General features: G+C 35.8%; 19 protein-coding genes. 12 read left to right on the forward strand and 7 right to left on the reverse strand.

Annotated features, from left to right (window positions below):
- The first annotated feature begins 35 nt into the window (after window positions 1-35).
- The 7 genes from lpxC to FJR11_RS14735 all read left to right on the forward strand — a co-directional run bounded on the left by lpxC (window position 36) and on the right by FJR11_RS14735 (window position 6,630).
- On the forward strand, window positions 36-884 hold the full coding sequence (lpxC, locus tag FJR11_RS14705) for a UDP-3-O-acyl-N-acetylglucosamine deacetylase (protein WP_168504922.1): 849 nt from the start codon (window positions 36-38) through the stop codon (window positions 882-884).
- Between the two features lie 52 nt (window positions 885-936).
- The gene (gene fabZ, locus FJR11_RS14710; protein ID WP_168504924.1) at window positions 937-1,446 is read left to right on the forward strand and encodes a 3-hydroxyacyl-ACP dehydratase FabZ; all 510 of its coding nucleotides are present in this window, start codon (window positions 937-939) and stop codon (window positions 1,444-1,446) included.
- Window positions 1,447-1,563: 117 nt separating this feature from the next.
- On the forward strand, window positions 1,564-2,382 hold the full coding sequence (lpxA, locus tag FJR11_RS14715; RefSeq protein ID WP_168504926.1) for an acyl-ACP--UDP-N-acetylglucosamine O-acyltransferase: 819 nt from the start codon (window positions 1,564-1,566) through the stop codon (window positions 2,380-2,382).
- A 104-nt stretch (window positions 2,383-2,486) separates the two neighbouring features.
- Window positions 2,487-3,644 (forward strand): lipid-A-disaccharide synthase, encoded by a 1,158-nt coding sequence (gene lpxB, locus FJR11_RS14720; protein WP_168504928.1) that lies wholly within the window; start codon window positions 2,487-2,489, stop codon window positions 3,642-3,644.
- A gap of 12 nt (window positions 3,645-3,656) precedes the next feature.
- The gene (locus tag FJR11_RS14725) at window positions 3,657-4,928 is read left to right on the forward strand and encodes a DNA cytosine methyltransferase (RefSeq protein ID WP_168504930.1); all 1,272 of its coding nucleotides are present in this window, start codon (window positions 3,657-3,659) and stop codon (window positions 4,926-4,928) included.
- A gap of 51 nt (window positions 4,929-4,979) precedes the next feature.
- On the forward strand, window positions 4,980-5,771 hold the full coding sequence (locus tag FJR11_RS14730; RefSeq protein WP_168504933.1) for an endonuclease: 792 nt from the start codon (window positions 4,980-4,982) through the stop codon (window positions 5,769-5,771).
- 103 nt (window positions 5,772-5,874) lie between these two features.
- On the forward strand, window positions 5,875-6,630 hold the full coding sequence (locus tag FJR11_RS14735) for a hypothetical protein (RefSeq protein WP_168504935.1): 756 nt from the start codon (window positions 5,875-5,877) through the stop codon (window positions 6,628-6,630).
- A gap of 34 nt (window positions 6,631-6,664) precedes the next feature.
- On the opposite strand, the gene FJR11_RS14740 is transcribed toward FJR11_RS14735, so the two are convergent.
- A complete protein-coding gene (locus FJR11_RS14740; protein ID WP_168504937.1) occupies window positions 6,665-7,243 on the reverse strand; it encodes a Uma2 family endonuclease in 579 nt (192 codons plus the stop codon).
- Window positions 7,244-7,296: 53 nt separating this feature from the next.
- Window positions 7,297-8,343 (reverse strand): polysaccharide pyruvyl transferase CsaB, encoded by a 1,047-nt coding sequence (gene csaB, locus FJR11_RS14745; protein WP_168504939.1) that lies wholly within the window; start codon window positions 8,341-8,343, stop codon window positions 7,297-7,299.
- A gap of 124 nt (window positions 8,344-8,467) precedes the next feature.
- On the opposite strand from csaB, the gene FJR11_RS14750 reads away from it, so the two are divergent.
- The 3 genes from FJR11_RS14750 to hisA all read left to right on the forward strand — a co-directional run bounded on the left by FJR11_RS14750 (window position 8,468) and on the right by hisA (window position 9,940).
- Window positions 8,468-8,803 carry a DUF2499 domain-containing protein gene (locus FJR11_RS14750; RefSeq protein ID WP_168504941.1) on the forward strand — a complete coding sequence of 112 codons (336 nt, stop codon included), beginning with the start codon at window positions 8,468-8,470 and terminating at the stop codon, window positions 8,801-8,803.
- Complete coding sequence (locus FJR11_RS14755) at window positions 8,800-9,093, forward strand: DUF3593 domain-containing protein (protein WP_168504943.1); 294 nt, start codon at window positions 8,800-8,802, stop codon at window positions 9,091-9,093. The genes FJR11_RS14750 and FJR11_RS14755 overlap by 4 nt, the downstream gene beginning before the upstream one ends.
- A gap of 73 nt (window positions 9,094-9,166) precedes the next feature.
- Window positions 9,167-9,940, forward strand: a complete 774-nt coding sequence (gene hisA / locus FJR11_RS14760) for a 1-(5-phosphoribosyl)-5-[(5-phosphoribosylamino)methylideneamino]imidazole-4-carboxamide isomerase (RefSeq protein WP_168504945.1) — start codon at window positions 9,167-9,169, stop codon at window positions 9,938-9,940.
- Between the two features lie 74 nt (window positions 9,941-10,014).
- Here the strand turns inward: hisA and FJR11_RS14765 are convergent, their stop codons facing one another.
- Window positions 10,015-10,443: a hypothetical protein gene (locus tag FJR11_RS14765; RefSeq protein WP_168504947.1), complete on the reverse strand. Its 429-nt coding sequence runs from the start codon at window positions 10,441-10,443 to the stop codon at window positions 10,015-10,017.
- A gap of 213 nt (window positions 10,444-10,656) precedes the next feature.
- Here FJR11_RS14765 and FJR11_RS14770 point away from each other — a divergent pair, with 213 nt between their 5' ends.
- A complete protein-coding gene (locus FJR11_RS14770; RefSeq protein ID WP_168504949.1) occupies window positions 10,657-11,079 on the forward strand; it encodes a molybdopterin-binding protein in 423 nt (140 codons plus the stop codon).
- A gap of 62 nt (window positions 11,080-11,141) precedes the next feature.
- On the opposite strand, the gene FJR11_RS14775 is transcribed toward FJR11_RS14770, so the two are convergent.
- A complete protein-coding gene (locus tag FJR11_RS14775) occupies window positions 11,142-11,423 on the reverse strand; it encodes a DUF427 domain-containing protein (RefSeq protein ID WP_168504951.1) in 282 nt (93 codons plus the stop codon).
- 151 nt (window positions 11,424-11,574) lie between these two features.
- Between FJR11_RS14775 and FJR11_RS14780 the strand changes: the two genes are divergently transcribed.
- On the forward strand, window positions 11,575-13,080 hold the full coding sequence (locus FJR11_RS14780; protein WP_168504953.1) for a HEAT repeat domain-containing protein: 1,506 nt from the start codon (window positions 11,575-11,577) through the stop codon (window positions 13,078-13,080).
- 163 nt (window positions 13,081-13,243) lie between these two features.
- On the opposite strand, the gene FJR11_RS14785 is transcribed toward FJR11_RS14780, so the two are convergent.
- The 3 genes from FJR11_RS14785 to FJR11_RS14795 all read right to left on the reverse strand — a co-directional run bounded on the left by FJR11_RS14785 (window position 13,244) and on the right by FJR11_RS14795 (window position 16,482).
- Window positions 13,244-13,870 carry a hypothetical protein gene (locus tag FJR11_RS14785; RefSeq protein WP_168504955.1) on the reverse strand — a complete coding sequence of 209 codons (627 nt, stop codon included), beginning with the start codon at window positions 13,868-13,870 and terminating at the stop codon, window positions 13,244-13,246.
- Window positions 13,867-15,717, reverse strand: a complete 1,851-nt coding sequence (locus tag FJR11_RS14790; protein WP_217358233.1) for an AAA family ATPase — start codon at window positions 15,715-15,717, stop codon at window positions 13,867-13,869. Before FJR11_RS14790 ends, FJR11_RS14785 begins: the two co-directional genes overlap by 4 nt.
- Before the next feature lie 255 nt (window positions 15,718-15,972).
- On the reverse strand, window positions 15,973-16,482 hold the full coding sequence (locus tag FJR11_RS14795) for a DUF29 family protein (protein WP_168504959.1): 510 nt from the start codon (window positions 16,480-16,482) through the stop codon (window positions 15,973-15,975).
- Window positions 16,483-16,649 lie beyond the last annotated feature (167 nt).

A 16,649-nucleotide genomic window follows, 5' to 3' on the forward strand; every position in this document is an offset into this window, starting at 1 on the left:
AGCAATACTAACCACAATATCTGGATTGTTAATCTATGCAACAACATACTTTAGCTGGGGAAATTACTCAGGCTGGTGTGGGGTTGCATAGTGGTGTTAATACTCAGGTGCGAATATTACCTGCACCAGCGGGAAGTAACCGCTTTTTTGTGCGGGTAGATTTACCGAATTCACCGATTATTCCTGCTCAAGTTGCGGCTGTCAGTCAGACTATGCTTTCTACTCAATTGGGTAAGGGTGAAACCTGCGTTCGCACTGTAGAGCATTTATTGGCAGCTTTGGCGGCTATGGGGGTGGATAATGCCAGAATTGAAATTGATGGCCCGGAAGTACCGCTTTTAGATGGTTCGGCTCATATTTGGTGTGAAAGGATTGCTGAAGTCGGTTTAGTCCCCCAAATAGCTAATAATTCAACCACACCTCTAATTATTACCGAACCGATCTGGATTTATGAATGTGATGCGTTTGTTTGCGCCCTACCTGCACCGGAAACCCGATTTAGCTATGGGATAGATTTTAATTTGGCGGCCATTGGTAATCAATGGCATAGTTGGTTATTAATGACAAGTTTAGAAAACTCTTCTGCTGACTTTGCTTCAGAAATTGCCCCCGCGCGGACTTTTGGTTTACAGCATCAAATCGAACATCTGCAAAAGTCGGGATTAATTAAAGGTGGTAGTTTGGATAATGCCCTAGTTTGTGGGGTGGAAGGTTGGCTAAATCCGCCATTAAGATTTCTAAATGAGCCAGTCCGTCATAAAATCTTGGATCTAGTCGGAGATTTGAGTTTACTGGGAACTTTTCCGATAGCTCATTTTTTGGCGTACAAAGCTAGTCATAATTTACACATTCAACTAGCACGGAAAATTTTAGAACTGCTCTAAAATTCCCAAATTTACCTATCCAGTGTTTAATCATTCAAAGAACTTACCGCTAATGTCCACTATTACCGAACCTAATTCTCAGGAAGTGAATACATCGAGTGAAGATAATGTCAACACACAGACAATTAAAACTACCTTTAGTATTGAGGAAATTCAGGAACTCTTACCCCATCGTTATCCATTTTTACTGGTAGATCGAATTATTGACTATGTACCTGGCAAAAAAGCCGTAGGTATAAAAAATGTTACCTTTAATGAACCCCAATTTCAAGGGCATTTTCCAGGGCGATCGCTGATGCCAGGTGTGCTAATTATTGAAGCAATGGCACAGGTTGGGGGCATTGTCATGACGCAAATGCCCGACTCCCAGGGAGGACTATTTGTATTCGCTGGCATTGATAAAGTCCGTTTCCGTCGGCAAATTGTTCCCGGAGATCAACTGGTAATGACGGTGGAACTGTTGTGGGTGAAGCAGCGTCGTTTCGGGAAAATGAAAGGACGAGCAGAAGTTGATGGACAATTAGCTGCTGAAGGAGAACTAATGTTTTCTTTGATTAGTTAAAAGTTATTATACCATAACAGGATTTTAGATTTTCGCCCTCACACATAACTGACTTTGCCCGACACGTTTCTTAATTGAATAAATTAGCAACTAGCACTTAGTTTTGGAGATTCACCTTTGAAAACACTTATTCATCCAACTGCTGTCATCCATCCTAATGCGGAACTCCACTCAACAGTGCAAGTCGGCGCTTATGCTGTGATTGGAGCGAATGTTAGAGTTGGTGCAGACACTGTAATTGGCGCTCACGTTGTCCTAGAGGGACCTTGTGACATTGGCACAGGAAATCAGATTTTCCCCGGTGCAGCTATCGGTATGCAACCCCAGGATCTCAAGTACGTGGGAGAACCGACTTGGGTAAAAATTGGTAACAATAATTCTATCCGTGAATACGTAACGATTAACCGCGCTACTGGCAGAGGTGAAGCAACGGTAATTGGTAATGGTAATTTATTAATGGCTTATGTTCACGTAGGTCATAACTGTGTGCTTGAAGATTCTGTTATTATTGCTAACTCTGTAGCATTGGCGGGTCATGTACATATTGAGTCACGAGCTAGACTCAGTGGCGTTTTAGGTGTACATCAATTTGTTCACATAGGAACTATGTCTATGGTGGGCGGAATGACACGCATTGATCGAGATGTACCCCCTTATATGTTAGTGGAAGGAAATCCTGCGAAAGTGCGATCGCTCAATTTGGTAGGATTAAAACGTTCGGAAATGGCTGCTAGTGATTTCCAATTAATTAAAAAAGCTTTCCGTCTTCTCTATCGTTCTGAATTCTTGTTCAAAGATGCTTTACAAGAGTTGGAAAATTTAGGAGATACAGAACAATTAAAACATCTTCGCCGTTTCTTGCTACTTTCCCAAATGCCAGGAAGACGTGGTTTAATTCCCGGAAAAGGCAAACAAGCCGTCCACAATGAATCGTAATTTATGAATAATGAATGGTGAATCGCAAATATTTGAATTCTTATTTTCAAGACATTCATCATTCATTTGCTTTAGGGAATAGGAAAGGAACTAAAAAATTTAAAATGCGAATATTTATTAGCACTGGCGAAGTTTCTGGAGATTTACAGGGTTCGCTATTAATTGCAGCACTGCAACGTCAAGCTGTCGCTGCGGGTTTGACATTAGAAATTATCGCCTTGGGTGGGGATAAAATGGCGGAAGCTGGGGCGAAAATTTTGGGAAATACCAGCGGTATTGGTTCTATGGGTTTGATTGAATCTTTGCCCTATGTTATCCCTACTTTAAGAGTACAACGCCAAGCGATCGCCTACTTAAAGAAAAATCCCCCTGATTTAGTAGTCCTAATTGACTATATGGGGCCAAATCTGGGAATTGGTACATTCATGAGGGAAAACTTACCTGATGTACCTGTAGCCTATTATATCGCTCCCCAAGAGTGGGTATGGTCAATGAGTTTTCAGAATACCAACCGGATTGTTGGTTTTACAGATAAACTATTAGCAATTTTCCCCGAAGAAGCGCGATATTATCAGCAAAATGGGGCAAATGTTTGCTGGGTGGGACATCCTTTAATTGATAGAATGGCAAATGCACCAAGTCGAGAAATTGCCAGAGAGAAATTAGGAATTAAAGCCGAAGAAATAGCAATTGCGCTTTTACCAGCTTCCCGTCATCAAGAATTAAAATATCTATTACCAGTGATTTTTCAAGCTGCCCAAAATATTCAATCTAAATTACCAAATGTACATTTCTGGATTCCTCTATCTTTGGAAACATTTAGAGAACCAATTACAGCAGCAATTAAAGAATATGGTTTAAATGCCACAGTAGTATTAGGTCAACAACGAGAAATTTTTGCTGCGGCTGATTTTGCTATTACTAAATCGGGAACTGTGAATTTAGAACTAGCATTATTAAATGTCCCCCAAGTTGTAGTTTATCGTCTTCATCCCATTACTGCTTGGATTGCGCGTCATATTCTTAAAGGTTCAATTCCCTTTGCTTCTCCAGTCAATTTAGTTGTTATGCGGGAAATTGTTCCAGAATTTTTACAGGAACAAGCTACAGCCGAGAATATTACCCAAGCAGCAATGGAATTACTAATTAATTCTCAACATAAACAACAAACTTTAACAGATTACCAAGAAATGCGCCATTGTTTGGGAGAATCAGGAGTATGTGACCGCACTGCAAAAGAAATATTAGAGATGAAAAAGTAGATATTCGTAAAAATGGCAAAAAAACGACCAATTGCAGTTGATTTATTTGCAGGTGCAGGAGGAATGACTTTAGGCTTTGAACAAGCTGGTTTTGATGTCCTTGCATCTGTGGAAATAGATCCAATTCATTGTGCAATTCATAAATTTAACTTTCCCTTTTGGACGGTGTTATGTAAAAGTGTGGAAGAGACAACAGGGAAGGAAATTAGGAATAGTTCTAAAATAGCTAATCAAGAAATTGATGTGGTTTTTGGTGGTCCACCCTGTCAAGGTTTCTCATTAATGGGAAAACGCTCTTTTGATGATCCGAGAAATTCTTTAGTTTTCCATTTTATTAGATTGGTTGTAGAATTACAACCCAAGTTTTTTGTATTAGAAAATGTCAAAGGAATGACAGTCGGGAAACACAAAGAATTTATTGCTGAAATCATCAGTCAATTTTCCGAAAGTGGTTATCAAGTTGATGCAAATTATCAGGTTTTAAATGCAGCTAATTATGGAGTACCACAAAATCGGGAAAGGTTATTTTTACTAGGTGCGCGGGAAAATATCGAATTACCGAAATACCCAGAAAAAATTACATTCCCTAATCAAACATCTCCCACAGTTTGGGACGCATTGCAAGATTTACCAGAAATAGAAAACTATCCAGAATTATATCAACAAGATTGGATATTAAGCGAATTTGGTAAACCTAGTGATTATGCTAAAAAACTGCGTAATCTTGTAACTGCAAAAAATAACTATTCCTATAAACGTCAATATGATCTGAATTTACTAACATCAAGTTTAAGAACTAAACATTCACCAGAATCTATGGATAGATTTGCATCTACACCTCATGGTAAAATTGAATCAATTAGTCGTTTTCATAAACTTGATCCTGATGGTTTATGCAATACGTTAAGAGCCGGAACACCTAGTAATAAAGGTGCATTTACTTCTCCTCGTCCCATACATCCTTTTATCCCCAGATGTATTACTGTGAGGGAAGCTGCGCGGTTACATTCCTATCCTGATTGGTTTAGATTTCATCCGACAAAATGGCATGGTTTTCGACAAATTGGTAATTCTGTTCCTCCGCTTTTAGCGCAAGCAGTCGCAGAGGAAATTATTAAAGTTTTAGATATCAAATCTTCTGATAGTGCAAAAGTGACGAAAACCATACCTCAAGGTATTAAAGATTTAGGGGATATTAGTTTATTAACACTTGATATGTCAGCAGCAGCAAAATATTTTGGAGTGAACCCTCATGTTATAGAACCAAGAACTAGAAAAAAATAAATTTTTAGTATTTAGCTAATACAGCAAATTATTTAGTAACAAGGAATTACCATGACGAAAGAAGGTTTATATAACTCTGTTATTACTGGAATTTTTCAACGCTATCACCAAACAGGATTAGAGTATTTTGAATTTAACCGTAATGAACTTCCAGAAATTGCTAAAGAGTTGGGTATTCAATCTGCAAAAAATTTAGGAGATATTCTTTATGCTTTTAGATTTAGAAAACCACTACCTAAAGTTATTACAGATACTGCTCCTACAGGTTTAGAGTGGATTATTGAATTAAATGGTACGGGTAATTATTGTTTTAGACTTGTGAAAATTAATCGCATTATACCTAACCTAAACTTAATACCAATTAAAATACCTGATGCTACACCTGAAATTATTAATCAATATATGTCAGGTGATGAACAAGCTCTTTTAACTAAAATCCGTTACAATCGTCTAATAGATATATTTCTTAGTGTGACAGCATACTCCTTACAAAATCACCTGAGAACTAATGTTAAGGGTATTGGACAAATAGAAATAGATGAAGTTTATGTAAGTGTTAATAGTAATGGTATGCAATTTATAGTACCTGTTCAAGCGAAAGCAGGTAATGATCAAATTTCTATAGTACAAACAAAACAAGATATTAGTTACTGTTTTGAAAAATTTCCCAATTTAATTTGTCGTTCTATATCAGCACAGTTCATGAAAAATGCTCTCATTGCTATGTTTGAATTGACAATATATGAAGGTGAGGTAAGAATTGTACAGGAAAAACATTACAAGTTTGTTCCAGCAGATCAAATTTCTGAAACTGATTTACAAAATTATAGGAATTATACATGATCAAGATTTATATTCAATATTAAATTTGTTGAATTTCATAATCAAAAGAATGGATAATAAATATTTCCTGGACATATCCTTATCCTCTGAGTAGCAATTAACTATGACATTTATATTGCATAAAGTTGAAAAGTCTCCTCTCATTTTATCTGCTGAAATTCCTGATTCTTTACGTTTAGTCATAGAGAGAATTCAGGGATATTCTTATGCAGAATTATATGAAGAAAAAGACATTCAGGGAATAGGTTTAGAAGATTCTTTAATTACAGTATTTGATGCAATAGAAAAAGAAAAAAATAGTTTAGATATAAGTTATTGCTATTTTTTTATGGCTATAGTTATGGGAATTGCTGTGCAACCAACGATTAAAACTTATTTACCTCGTGAGACAATAACTGGTAATATACTTCAGTATCTTTTTCAGAATTTGATATATTCTCAAGATAATTATCAGCCAAATTTTAACATTTCATTTCAAGATTATCAGAAGAAGTTGGGACAATATCAGGCTTTGGATGAAGCTGTTGATGTTTTTGAGAATATGCTGCAAGTGCTAGAATCTGTGAAAACTAGAGAAGCCATATTAAATATTTTAGATGATTGCTTCCAGGGTTATGCTATTTTTCCAGGATCACAAGGTAGACGGGAACTTTTTGATTGGTGGTTATTAGATGTTGTTCCATCTGTTTTTTGTGGACGTTTACCTAAAAATATTCATACTTTAAAAGGAATTGATAAAATGACTCAACATATTAAGAAAATACGGAATTGTTTTTGGAACGTAATTGGAAATAATCAGTCTCAAAGAAATACAGATTTGGAAAAACAAAATTTGTTGTTGAGATTTTTGGCTCAATAGTTTCTGATAAATAGTAGTATTATAATACTAATATTTATCCCCAAACAATTTCCATATTTAAAATAAATCCTGGTAAAATATCTTCCCCTGATAATTCTTGAGGAAATTCTAATATTTCTACTGGTTTACCAAGACGATAAATTTCCACTTGACGCATTTTCCGATTAATTAACCAACCTAATTTAACTTCATTATTGATATACTCCTGCATTTTTGCTCGTGTTTCCTGCAAACTATCACTGGGTGACATTAATTCTAAAACAAAATCTGGGGCAATTGGTGAAAACTTTTCTTGTTCTGCTGGTGTAAGTTTATCCCATCTCTCCTTTTTTATCCAAGCAACATCAGGAGAACGATTTGCACCATTGGGAAGTTTAAAACAGGTAGAAGAATCGAAACAAGCTCCTAATTTAGTTTGACGATTCCAAATAGCAAAATCCGTTGCAATTTCAGCGTTTTTATTTCCTGTTATTCCTCCTGTAGGTGATATTATCAATAATTTTCCGTCTGCATTGCGTTCAAATTTGACTTCAGGATTTTCTCGACAGAGTTGATAAAATTGGTTATCAGTAAGTTGGATAATGGGGTTTAAATTGACGGTGATAGCTGTCATGATGAATCTCCTTGAGGATGATATCAACTTTAACTACAATTATAGAAGAAATTTCATTTTAACGCTTCCTTTAACAAATCCCGATGTAAAAAAGCCTCATTGACTAAAGATTGAATTTTATTAGGTGACAAAGATTCACCATGATCATAATAATCAATCCAAGTTTTACTAATTAAATCTACATCATCTGGTAAATCTTTTAAATCCCAACCAGGTATTTCTAAATCTTCCATTAATCGGTTGACCTTTGGATCATAACTCAATGCAAAACAACGAGAACCTTCACTTGCTGCCATAATTAAACTATGTAAGCGCATTCCTATGGACATTTCCACACCACGAAACACACCTTTTAAAACTTGTGGATCTTCGGAACAAATAACTCTACTCACATCTTTTAATTGAGTATGAATTTTTTCCGCAATTCCTATATCTTCACTTTTTTGAAATGGCAATAATAAAATAAAAGCTTGGGTTTCCTTCTGCAAATTAACTAAAGCCTGAGTTAAAATTTCTAACCGCTTTTCTGTTAATTGAGGATGATTTCTTAAAGTCACCGCAATTCTGGGTTTTGGTAAATCTACTAATTCCGGGACTGGTTTCGATTCTAACGCCCAAACTGGGTCAGGGGCAAGGATATGCGGTATACTCCAATCTGATAATAACCGAGAACTAGAGCGATCGCGCACACTCACTTGAGTACAACCTGCAAAATTCCCCTTTGCTAAAAACCGAGTTGGGGAATGCAGCAAAGGACCGATACCCTGTCCCCAAGCCACAGTTTTCAAACCCATAACTTGAGCTAAAGCCATTAATCCGCCATAATAAAAAGGGCTAATCAGACTGGTAGCATCTTGAATTAAACTACCACCACCCCAAACAAAAGCATCACAAGAACGCAAAGCCTTGATAACCTGTAAAAACGCCATCCGGTTGTAACATTCCACACCATAATGGCGATGAGTTTCTTCAGGATTTCCAGAAAGCACCACAGGAGTAACATCAAGTGGTAACATTTGCAGAAGTGTGGCTAACAAAGCTTCATCACCACCATTACCTTTACCGTAATACCCAGACAATAAAACCCGCATTTTCCCCATTTTGAATTTTAGATTTTAGATTTTAGACTTCGGCTTCGCTCAGTCGAACGATTTTGGATTACCAAGTTTTTTTAAACTAGTTATCTACCACTGACAACTGACAACTGACAACTGACTATTAATTATGCACGCCCTTTCAATTCCCACCTGGATAATTCATATTTCTAGCGTCATTGAGTGGATAGCCGCGATTTGGCTAATTTGGATATACGGTGAACTTACAGAAAATCGGAGTTGGTGGGGATTATCCTTTGCTATGCTACCAGCTTTAATCAGTGCAATGTGTGCTTGCACTTGGCATTATTTCGACAATTCTGAATCATTAGAATGGTTAGTCACCTTGCAAGCTACCATGACATTAGTTGGTAACTTTACCCTTTGGGCAGCAGCTTATGTAATTTGGCGTTCTACCAAGTCTGCAAGCACCATTGAAGCACAATCCATCAAATCAGAACAATGATATCAAAAGAAACCCTCTTTGCCCTTTCTCTGTTTCCCTACTTGGGTTTCTTGTGGTTTATTAGCCGCAGTCCACAAATGCCACGTTTAGCCCTATATGGATTTTACGGTACATTGGTATTTGTCGCCATCACCATTCCCGCCGCCATTTACGCCAAAATGCAGTACGGAGAACAACTAGCCAATGTAGACTGGTTACATGGCAGCGCAGAAGTCTTTTTAACCCTTGCCAACATCTTACTAGTCCTAGGTTTTCGCCAAGCAGTACAAGAATTAAAAAGCAAAAATTAAACTCCGTCCTTCTCCTCTGTGCCTCTGCGCCTCCGCGTGAGAAAAAAAATTATTGTTTATCAGGAAAAAATAAATGGAAGTAATACCCGCAATTGATTTACTAGAAGGTCGCTGCGTGCGACTATACAAAGGAGATTACGCACAATCCCAAGTATTCAGCGAGAACCCCCTGGAAGTTGCGAAAATGTGGGCAGACCAAGGCGCAACAAGACTACATTTAGTTGATTTAGACGGTGCGAAAGCTGGTAAAATAGTTAATTTAGCAGCAATTGAAGCCATTAGAAATAATCTTGATATACCCATTGAAGTTGGCGGAGGATTACGCGATCGCTCAAGTGTGCAACAATTATTTAACCTAGGTGTAGATTGGGCAATTCTTGGAACTGTTGCCGTCGAACAACCCCAACTAGTCCAAGAACTTTGTCAAGAATTTCCCGCAAAGATTATTATTGGTATAGATGCCCGCAACGGCTTAGTTGCAACTCGTGGTTGGTTAGAAACATCAACAGTATTAGCCACCCAACTAGCGACACAAATGCAAGAATTAGGTGCAGCAGCCATCATTTACACTGATATCAACCGTGACGGGACGTTAGAAGGACCCAATTTAGACGCATTACGAGAACTTGCTGCGGCAATTTCCATACCCGTAATTGCTTCCGGTGGTGTAAGTTCTGTCACCGACTTATTAAGTTTATTAGCCTTAGAACCCCAAGGTGTAACAGGTGTGATAGTTGGTAAAGCCTTGTATACCGGTGATATTATCCTCAAAGAAGGATTACAAGCCATTGGACCAGGAAGACTACAAGATATTCCTCCCAATTTAGACTTTTCTAGCTTTGCTTAAAATCAATTTAACCTAAATTTTGGTGGGTATAGCTGCAATAAAACGACAGCGAAACCCGTCATTATTCTCTGGTATTAACTTTTGTTTCTTCCGTCTAAACCTTTCTGAACCCAATTTAAACATTCATAAGGTGATGAAAATAATTTGGGGGCAGCAATATTAGTTAATGATTCTGGTGCATAATGGTCGTAATAACATCTAGCATTTTTTTGATAAACAATAATCAGATTATGACGGTAAATATAGCGTGATTTAAAAAAATCACCTTGACTCACAAAGTCTATATTTACATCAATATGTTCTTTAGCAATATCAAGAATACTGATAATACTATTATCATACATTGTTGCTGGATTTTCTGAAGCGTGAAAACGGCTTTTATGTCCAACTTCCGCTAATAACTTATATGAATAAATTTCATAATCATCAACTTTACCAAAAACAAAAGGAATAATTAGATATCCTTTATATGAGACAGAACTTTCATAAAGAAGACGATTCATGTAAATTTCCTGGGAAATTAATTATTGTCAATAAATCATCTTACTCTATTCCCAGGAAGAGATGGAAATACTACGTCACTGCACACCCGATATAAAAGTTTACAAAATAAATCGCTTCAATATGTTCTATTCAATTGTATAAGCTGGTAAAAAAAGATTGATTCTTGCTAGGATGGTATCAGGATTATACTTACTCAATAAATTAGTGATTTTATGCCAAGAAAAGACCAGGGTTGGGTGACGTTTCAAACATCTGAAGAAGAACGCAAGATTTTAGAGGAGTTTTGTCAAAACTCCCAACGGACTAAAACCGAGATTCTGCGGGAATTAGTCCGGGGACTTAATAAATATTCATCATTGTCAACTCCACAGGAACAAGCCGAAACTAAGAAACCTGAATTTGAAATTGTTAGTCCGAAAAAAGCATTAAAAGTAAGTTCGCGTAATGTTCTCAAAGGAATTGTGAAACGAGTAACGACAGGAAGTGTGAATACCGAAGTAACTCTAGAAATTGTTCACAAAGTTGAGTTAACTTCCATGATTACTAGAGTTTCCGCTGAAGAGTTAGAATTGTTTGAAGGAACAGAAGCTTATGCTGTGATTAAATCTAATGATATTGTCATTGCTAAAGATTAGAAAGACTATTTTTGGAACTTAGATTCCCGAATTCTTTAATAATTCGGGAATCTTTTTGTTCACTAAGCTTCGACTTTTACGCCTTTCCAGAAAGCAACATAACCTTCTATATTTTTGGCTTTTTCCTTAGTGCTAGGATAGTACCAAGCTGCATCTTTATTAACTTGTCCATTAACTTCAACACTGTAGTAACTAGCAACTCCTTTCCAGGGACAAGTGCTGTGAGTGCTGCTGTCTGTAAAGTATTGCTTGTTAATAGCGTCAGCGGGGAAATAATGATTTCCTTCGACAACTACGGTATTATCGCTTTCGGCTAAAACTGTACCGTTCCAAATTGCTTTCATGCTGTGAGTTTCAAAAAAGTTAACAATTTATATTGTGACATTTAAGATGACTATTTATTTACGTGATATACTGAAATCTAGTAAACTTTTTGCAAACCAGCAATCACAAGTATCGAAATAAATTTTAGTCCAACTTATTTATAGTAAATTTATGCAACCGGGAGATTTTGCCACAACCGCGATTGATAACTGGGATTTCTTCTTACCCAAAAATCATAAAAATCAACCTATAGAAACTCAACAATACCGCATTTTTGAACCCCAATGGAAACAAACAATATTGTCGTGGTTTGGCCGCGAGAATGTACCCAAAGAGGAAAAAGAGGCATTTATTCAAGCTCTGGTTAATTTTGAAGATGGTTGTGTACAATATGAAGGTAAAGGTTTTTATGGCTATCGATCCTATTTTTTAGCCGCTGCGGCAATTACTAAATTTAAAGACTGTGAAAAAGCTGATAAAATAGTCCAACAACTTGTTAATTGGAAATTAGATTATTATCGTTTTAACAGTATTGAAGAACAAGTCACGATAGCATTGCAAGAAACAGAACGCACAAAAGCTATGGATGCTTTAGTGCAACTAATAAATACATTACAACAGAATTTTACCCTTTTCATTGCAATTACAAGCTTAGAGAAAATAGGCGCTGGTAATGAAACCGCTATTTCTGCTTTAATACAACTTTTAGATACATCGGATGACAAAGACATCCGTAGACGAGTGGTGAAAAGCCTAGGAAAATTAGGGTCTGGCGATGAAAAAGCCATATCTGCTTTAGTGAACATTATTAACACATCGGAGCATGATGATATCCGTAAGCAAGCGATCGCTAGTTTAGGAGAAATAGGCTCTGGAAATGAACAGGCTATTTCCGCATTAGTCCAACTATTGAATACATCAGAAAATGAATCAATTTGTTGGCAAGTGGCTGAAAGCCTTGGAAAAATAGGTATTGACAATGAAACAGCTATAGATGCTTTAGTAGAATTACTAGATACATCAAGAAATAAATATACTCGTTTGCTGGCAGGTTACAGATTGGGAAAAGTAGATAATGAGCATGAAAAAGCGATTATTTTACGAGCAACTAAGAAACCAGAAAAAATAGAAACTGACAACGAAAAAGCGATATCTGATTTAATCCAACTTTTAGCGACATCAGAAGACGAAGACACTCTTAGTCAAGCAGTTTATAGATTAGGAGAAATAGGTACAGGGGATGAAAAAGCCATCGCTGCTTTATTGCAACTCCTAAATACATCCGAAAATGAATCTATGCGTATACAAGTAGCTGAAAGCTTAGGTAATATAGATACTGGTAATGAAAAAGCCATTTCTGCCTTATTACAACTCATAGATACATCAGAAAATGATGAAATTATTGTCTACGCGATAGAAAGCTTAGGAAACATAGGTATGAATAATGAAAAAGCCATTTCTGCTTTAGTGCAACTTCTGGATAAATCACAGAATGAGTACACTCATAAACTAGCCGCTAAAAGCTTAGGAAAGATAGTCACTAGCAATAAAGATATATCTTTGGTGGTGCAAGCCTTACGTCGCTATAAATTAGATAGTGAAGACTATGATTTGATTTGGAATTGCGCCCAAAATATGCCCTATCCAGAATTTTATCAAGCTTGGCATCATTCTTGATTTCTTAAGGGACTTCCAAGAAATAAATTATCCCGATTAACGAACCGCAGAGACGCAGAGGACACAGAGGAATAAGAGTTTGAGAGATTTTTGCGTTAGGTGGTTGAGTATTTTTTTTATTTGGAAGTCTCTAAAAACATTTTCCACTTTTCTGTTTGCTGGTTTATATTCTCACGCCCATAATTTTTGCTATCTTATCCACATCTACTAACCCTTGACGTTCTAATTCATAAGCAATAAAGGGATATCTTCTTTTTAAATAGTCGAAGGGATACACTTGGTTACAATAGTCTATTAGCTTATCTGAACGCCCCAATTTCCACGTTTCTTCATTAAGTTTTAGTTCTTTAATTGTATAAACTACTCTTTCTTTTAGTGGTTCTAAAAGATTAGAATTAGGTTTAATAAGCATAGAAGGAAAATCAAGAATAAAACTATCAGTCGGTAAGAAAAAAGGATCTATAATCTCTTTTTTTATTCCTTTATTAGTGTTAATTTTTGAGCAAATAAGGCGGAAATTATCCCATTCATAGGCTAGTTCAGGTTTAACCGTTTTAGGAATAAAATGATCAACTGCTGGGCTACCTGTGTCATAAGGAATCCATTGTGCTGAATATGCACAAATATGATTACAAGCATCATATAAATCACGCAATGATCTCCGCCAATAATCACGGTTTTTCCAATCTTTTGTTTTAGGATTAGGAACTTTACTTAAAAAATCTTTACCTTCTTTTCTAACTTTTTTATCAAAATCATCAGGTTCAGGTTGGGGTTTAATAGGAATCACAAATGTACTCCATGCTGTTCTGCAAAATAAACCCACCTTGGCCAAAATCTATCATCTTCTGATAAATACCTTGCCAAATCATTTGATACTCTTGCCACATCTTCTGAATTTGGATTATCTGATAATTGTAAAACTTTCGCTGCTTCTATAGCCTTTTCTGCTTCCAAAGAACGCGCATGACGCAATTTAAAAACATCAGACATTAACCAAGAATCTACCACACCTTGACGAATAAAAGGAAGTTCTTCAATTTGGACTTCATTCCCTAATAAATCGCTTTTCACCAGTTCTAGACTAAATAGCTTATCAACTCTTTGATCAAATCTAGGTTCTACAGATGCCATAACTAAAGGAGAATGAGTAGCAACCATAATTTGCACTTGTAAATCAGATGCTAAATCATCTCTCACATCTAACAAAGCAGGTAAAATAGCCCTTTGCCATTGGGGGTGAAGATGTGCTTCTAATTCATCTACTAAAATAACCATTCTCTTCTGTGGTTCTATGCGGATAAGTTTTGATTGTATTTTATGTTCTTCATACGCCCAAACTATCAAATAAGCCATTGTAATTATCCTCTGTACCCCTGCGGAAGCATGAATAATGGGAACAGTTCCATAAGGATGTTCTATAGTGGGAATTTCTCTAGCATCATAAGGAAGTCTGACAGGTTCTCCCGGTTTCAAAATTCCTAAATCTCCTTCTTCGGGAGGTGATAAACGTTCTAATACTTTTTCTAAAGTGTCAAATGGATATTTATCTGGTCTACTTTGCCATTGAATCCAATCTTGTAATAATCCATTAATAAAAGTATTGCCATTTTCATCTTTTTGACCATTCCATAACTCATCTTTTGTAAACACAAAAGGAAGTGGTTTTTTCTCAATATTTCTAATACGAGATGAAGATGATAAATATTGTTTTGCTGTGTCCCATACGGCAAAAGAACCATCTACTCTGGCATAAATTAAAAGACCTGGAATAGTTGAGCGATTTTTAATTTCATTCCATCTTTGAAGCTGCCAATCATAGGAAATACTCTCTGTATCAGATTCAGAATCTCCAGAAATTTCAAATGTAATTACAGGTTCATCTTCACTTGCAGTTTGCGTTGGATATGCTGGTAAATTTGCCCATTGTCCAGTTAAAGCCCACCAAGCACATTCTAGTAAAAAAGTTTTACCAAATCCATTATCACCTGTGATTAAACTCAGTCGTTCTGCTGGTTCAAAACAAAGTTTTTTTGCAGATCCTACACCTTGTATTTCTAAATAAGTTAAAGCCCCTTCTTCAGGTAAAATATCTGGAGGTTTACCAATAACAGTTTTTAATTCTTCCCAAGACACTACTTGATCTTGAAAAATCTGGTTGATATTGATATTTTCTGGGATGGAAATATCAAATAATTGATTAATTTCTTCCTCATTTAACAAAAAATCATTTTTGAAATGTTCAATAATATCTTCTGATGTTGTTTCAGATGACCATTCTTTTTCACGATATATCCAGACGGCTAAATGGAAAATAGGAATTACTTGATTATGATTATTACATAAACAAGATTTCAAAATTTCAATGTAGTTATCTTTCCAACCCCAGCTATCTTCATCTATTTTTTGAATTAATGCTTCTATAAATAGATTTTTACTAAAATCTTCAATAATAAACTTTACATATTTATTAAGTTTCATCCATCTTCTTTGTCTTCTCAACACATGAGAACATCTATAATAAAATTCTGATTCCTTACAGGGTTTATAGTAACTTTCTAAAAAATCTTTAATTTCTAAATGTAGAGAGATTTCGATAGTATTACCTACTGGTAATTGTAATTGCTTAAATTTCAAAAAAATAATTCCCCAAAGAGAATTTACATTGTTCAAATATTTAAGAGACTCTCTAATTTGGTCAATACTAATAAACATGAGTTTATCCTGTTCACTTTTTTAAGTTAATCTGAATACATTACAGGTTAAATTCTTTCACTAAATAGCAAAATACAAAACCCTTAATTTTTAATTAGTCCACCTTCGCGGACTTTGTTTGTGTAGTAGCGACTTCTAGTCGCCGAAAACTTTTCAAACAACTTAGTTTTACCAAAATTACTCAAACCAATCTTCACCTCCCGGTAATTGTGATAAATAATTATCAATCATCTTTGCTAACTCTTTAGGTTGATATTCATAAGTTAACAACAAAAGATTTTGAGCAAAATCAATTAATTCTTTTTCTTGTAATCTTTGAGAAACTTGACTTGGTTTTAACGTTCCGCCAAAAATCTCCGCACTAGCGGGACGAATTGCCATTTCTACTGCTTCTGCTAAATATTCACCCCATTCATCAGATTTAATATAATAGGATTTTTGATTATCTTTAATATTCAATTTCGCAATTTGAATCACAGAATCAGAAATTGAAGCAATCCAAGAATTAGTTAAACGCTGTTCAATTTGATTTTTAATCAGATGAATAACCAACCTAACTAAAAAAGCTTCTATTTTTCGCAAAGTTCCCTGTTTACTTATATCCTCCAAATCATCAACAATTGCCAAAGCATCATCATAACGCCCTTCTAATATAGTTTGTCTTAACTCCATTAATTCTTGCGTCATAGTTATTTCCTATAATTAGTAATTGGTGATAAAACTCTTATCCTCATTCTGTTCATCCTCAAATCCTGATATGACTATACCACGCTACCCTCTCAGACAATTTCCCTCCATCTTGTGTCTATAATTATAACTACTATCCCTCTACCAATTCCCCAACGTGCGTTAAA

It is taken from the genome of Anabaena sp. UHCC 0187, from assembly GCF_009712035.1.
GTDB lineage: Bacteria > Cyanobacteriota > Cyanobacteriia > Cyanobacteriales > Nostocaceae > Dolichospermum.

Excerpts from the sequence above, each read along its gene's own strand:
- lpxC (WP_168504922.1), top strand. The coding sequence starts at position 36 with ATGCAACAACATACTTTAGCTGGGGAAATTACTCAGGCTGGTGTGGGG.
- fabZ (WP_168504924.1), top strand. The coding sequence starts at position 937 with ATGTCCACTATTACCGAACCTAATTCTCAGGAAGTGAATACATCGAGT.
- lpxB (WP_168504928.1), top strand. The coding sequence starts at position 2,487 with ATGCGAATATTTATTAGCACTGGCGAAGTTTCTGGAGATTTACAGGGT.
- FJR11_RS14725 (WP_168504930.1), top strand. The coding sequence starts at position 3,657 with ATGGCAAAAAAACGACCAATTGCAGTTGATTTATTTGCAGGTGCAGGA.
- FJR11_RS14730 (WP_168504933.1), top strand. The coding sequence starts at position 4,980 with ATGACGAAAGAAGGTTTATATAACTCTGTTATTACTGGAATTTTTCAA.
- FJR11_RS14735 (WP_168504935.1), top strand. The coding sequence starts at position 5,875 with ATGACATTTATATTGCATAAAGTTGAAAAGTCTCCTCTCATTTTATCT.
- FJR11_RS14740 (WP_168504937.1), bottom strand. The coding sequence starts at position 7,243 with ATGACAGCTATCACCGTCAATTTAAACCCCATTATCCAACTTACTGAT.
- csaB (WP_168504939.1), bottom strand. The coding sequence starts at position 8,343 with ATGGGGAAAATGCGGGTTTTATTGTCTGGGTATTACGGTAAAGGTAAT.
- FJR11_RS14750 (WP_168504941.1), top strand. The coding sequence starts at position 8,468 with ATGCACGCCCTTTCAATTCCCACCTGGATAATTCATATTTCTAGCGTC.
- FJR11_RS14755 (WP_168504943.1), top strand. The coding sequence starts at position 8,800 with ATGATATCAAAAGAAACCCTCTTTGCCCTTTCTCTGTTTCCCTACTTG.
- hisA (WP_168504945.1), top strand. The coding sequence starts at position 9,167 with ATGGAAGTAATACCCGCAATTGATTTACTAGAAGGTCGCTGCGTGCGA.
- FJR11_RS14765 (WP_168504947.1), bottom strand. The coding sequence starts at position 10,443 with ATGAATCGTCTTCTTTATGAAAGTTCTGTCTCATATAAAGGATATCTA.
- FJR11_RS14770 (WP_168504949.1), top strand. The coding sequence starts at position 10,657 with ATGCCAAGAAAAGACCAGGGTTGGGTGACGTTTCAAACATCTGAAGAA.
- FJR11_RS14775 (WP_168504951.1), bottom strand. The coding sequence starts at position 11,423 with ATGAAAGCAATTTGGAACGGTACAGTTTTAGCCGAAAGCGATAATACC.
- FJR11_RS14780 (WP_168504953.1), top strand. The coding sequence starts at position 11,575 with ATGCAACCGGGAGATTTTGCCACAACCGCGATTGATAACTGGGATTTC.
- FJR11_RS14795 (WP_168504959.1), bottom strand. The coding sequence starts at position 16,482 with ATGACGCAAGAATTAATGGAGTTAAGACAAACTATATTAGAAGGGCGT.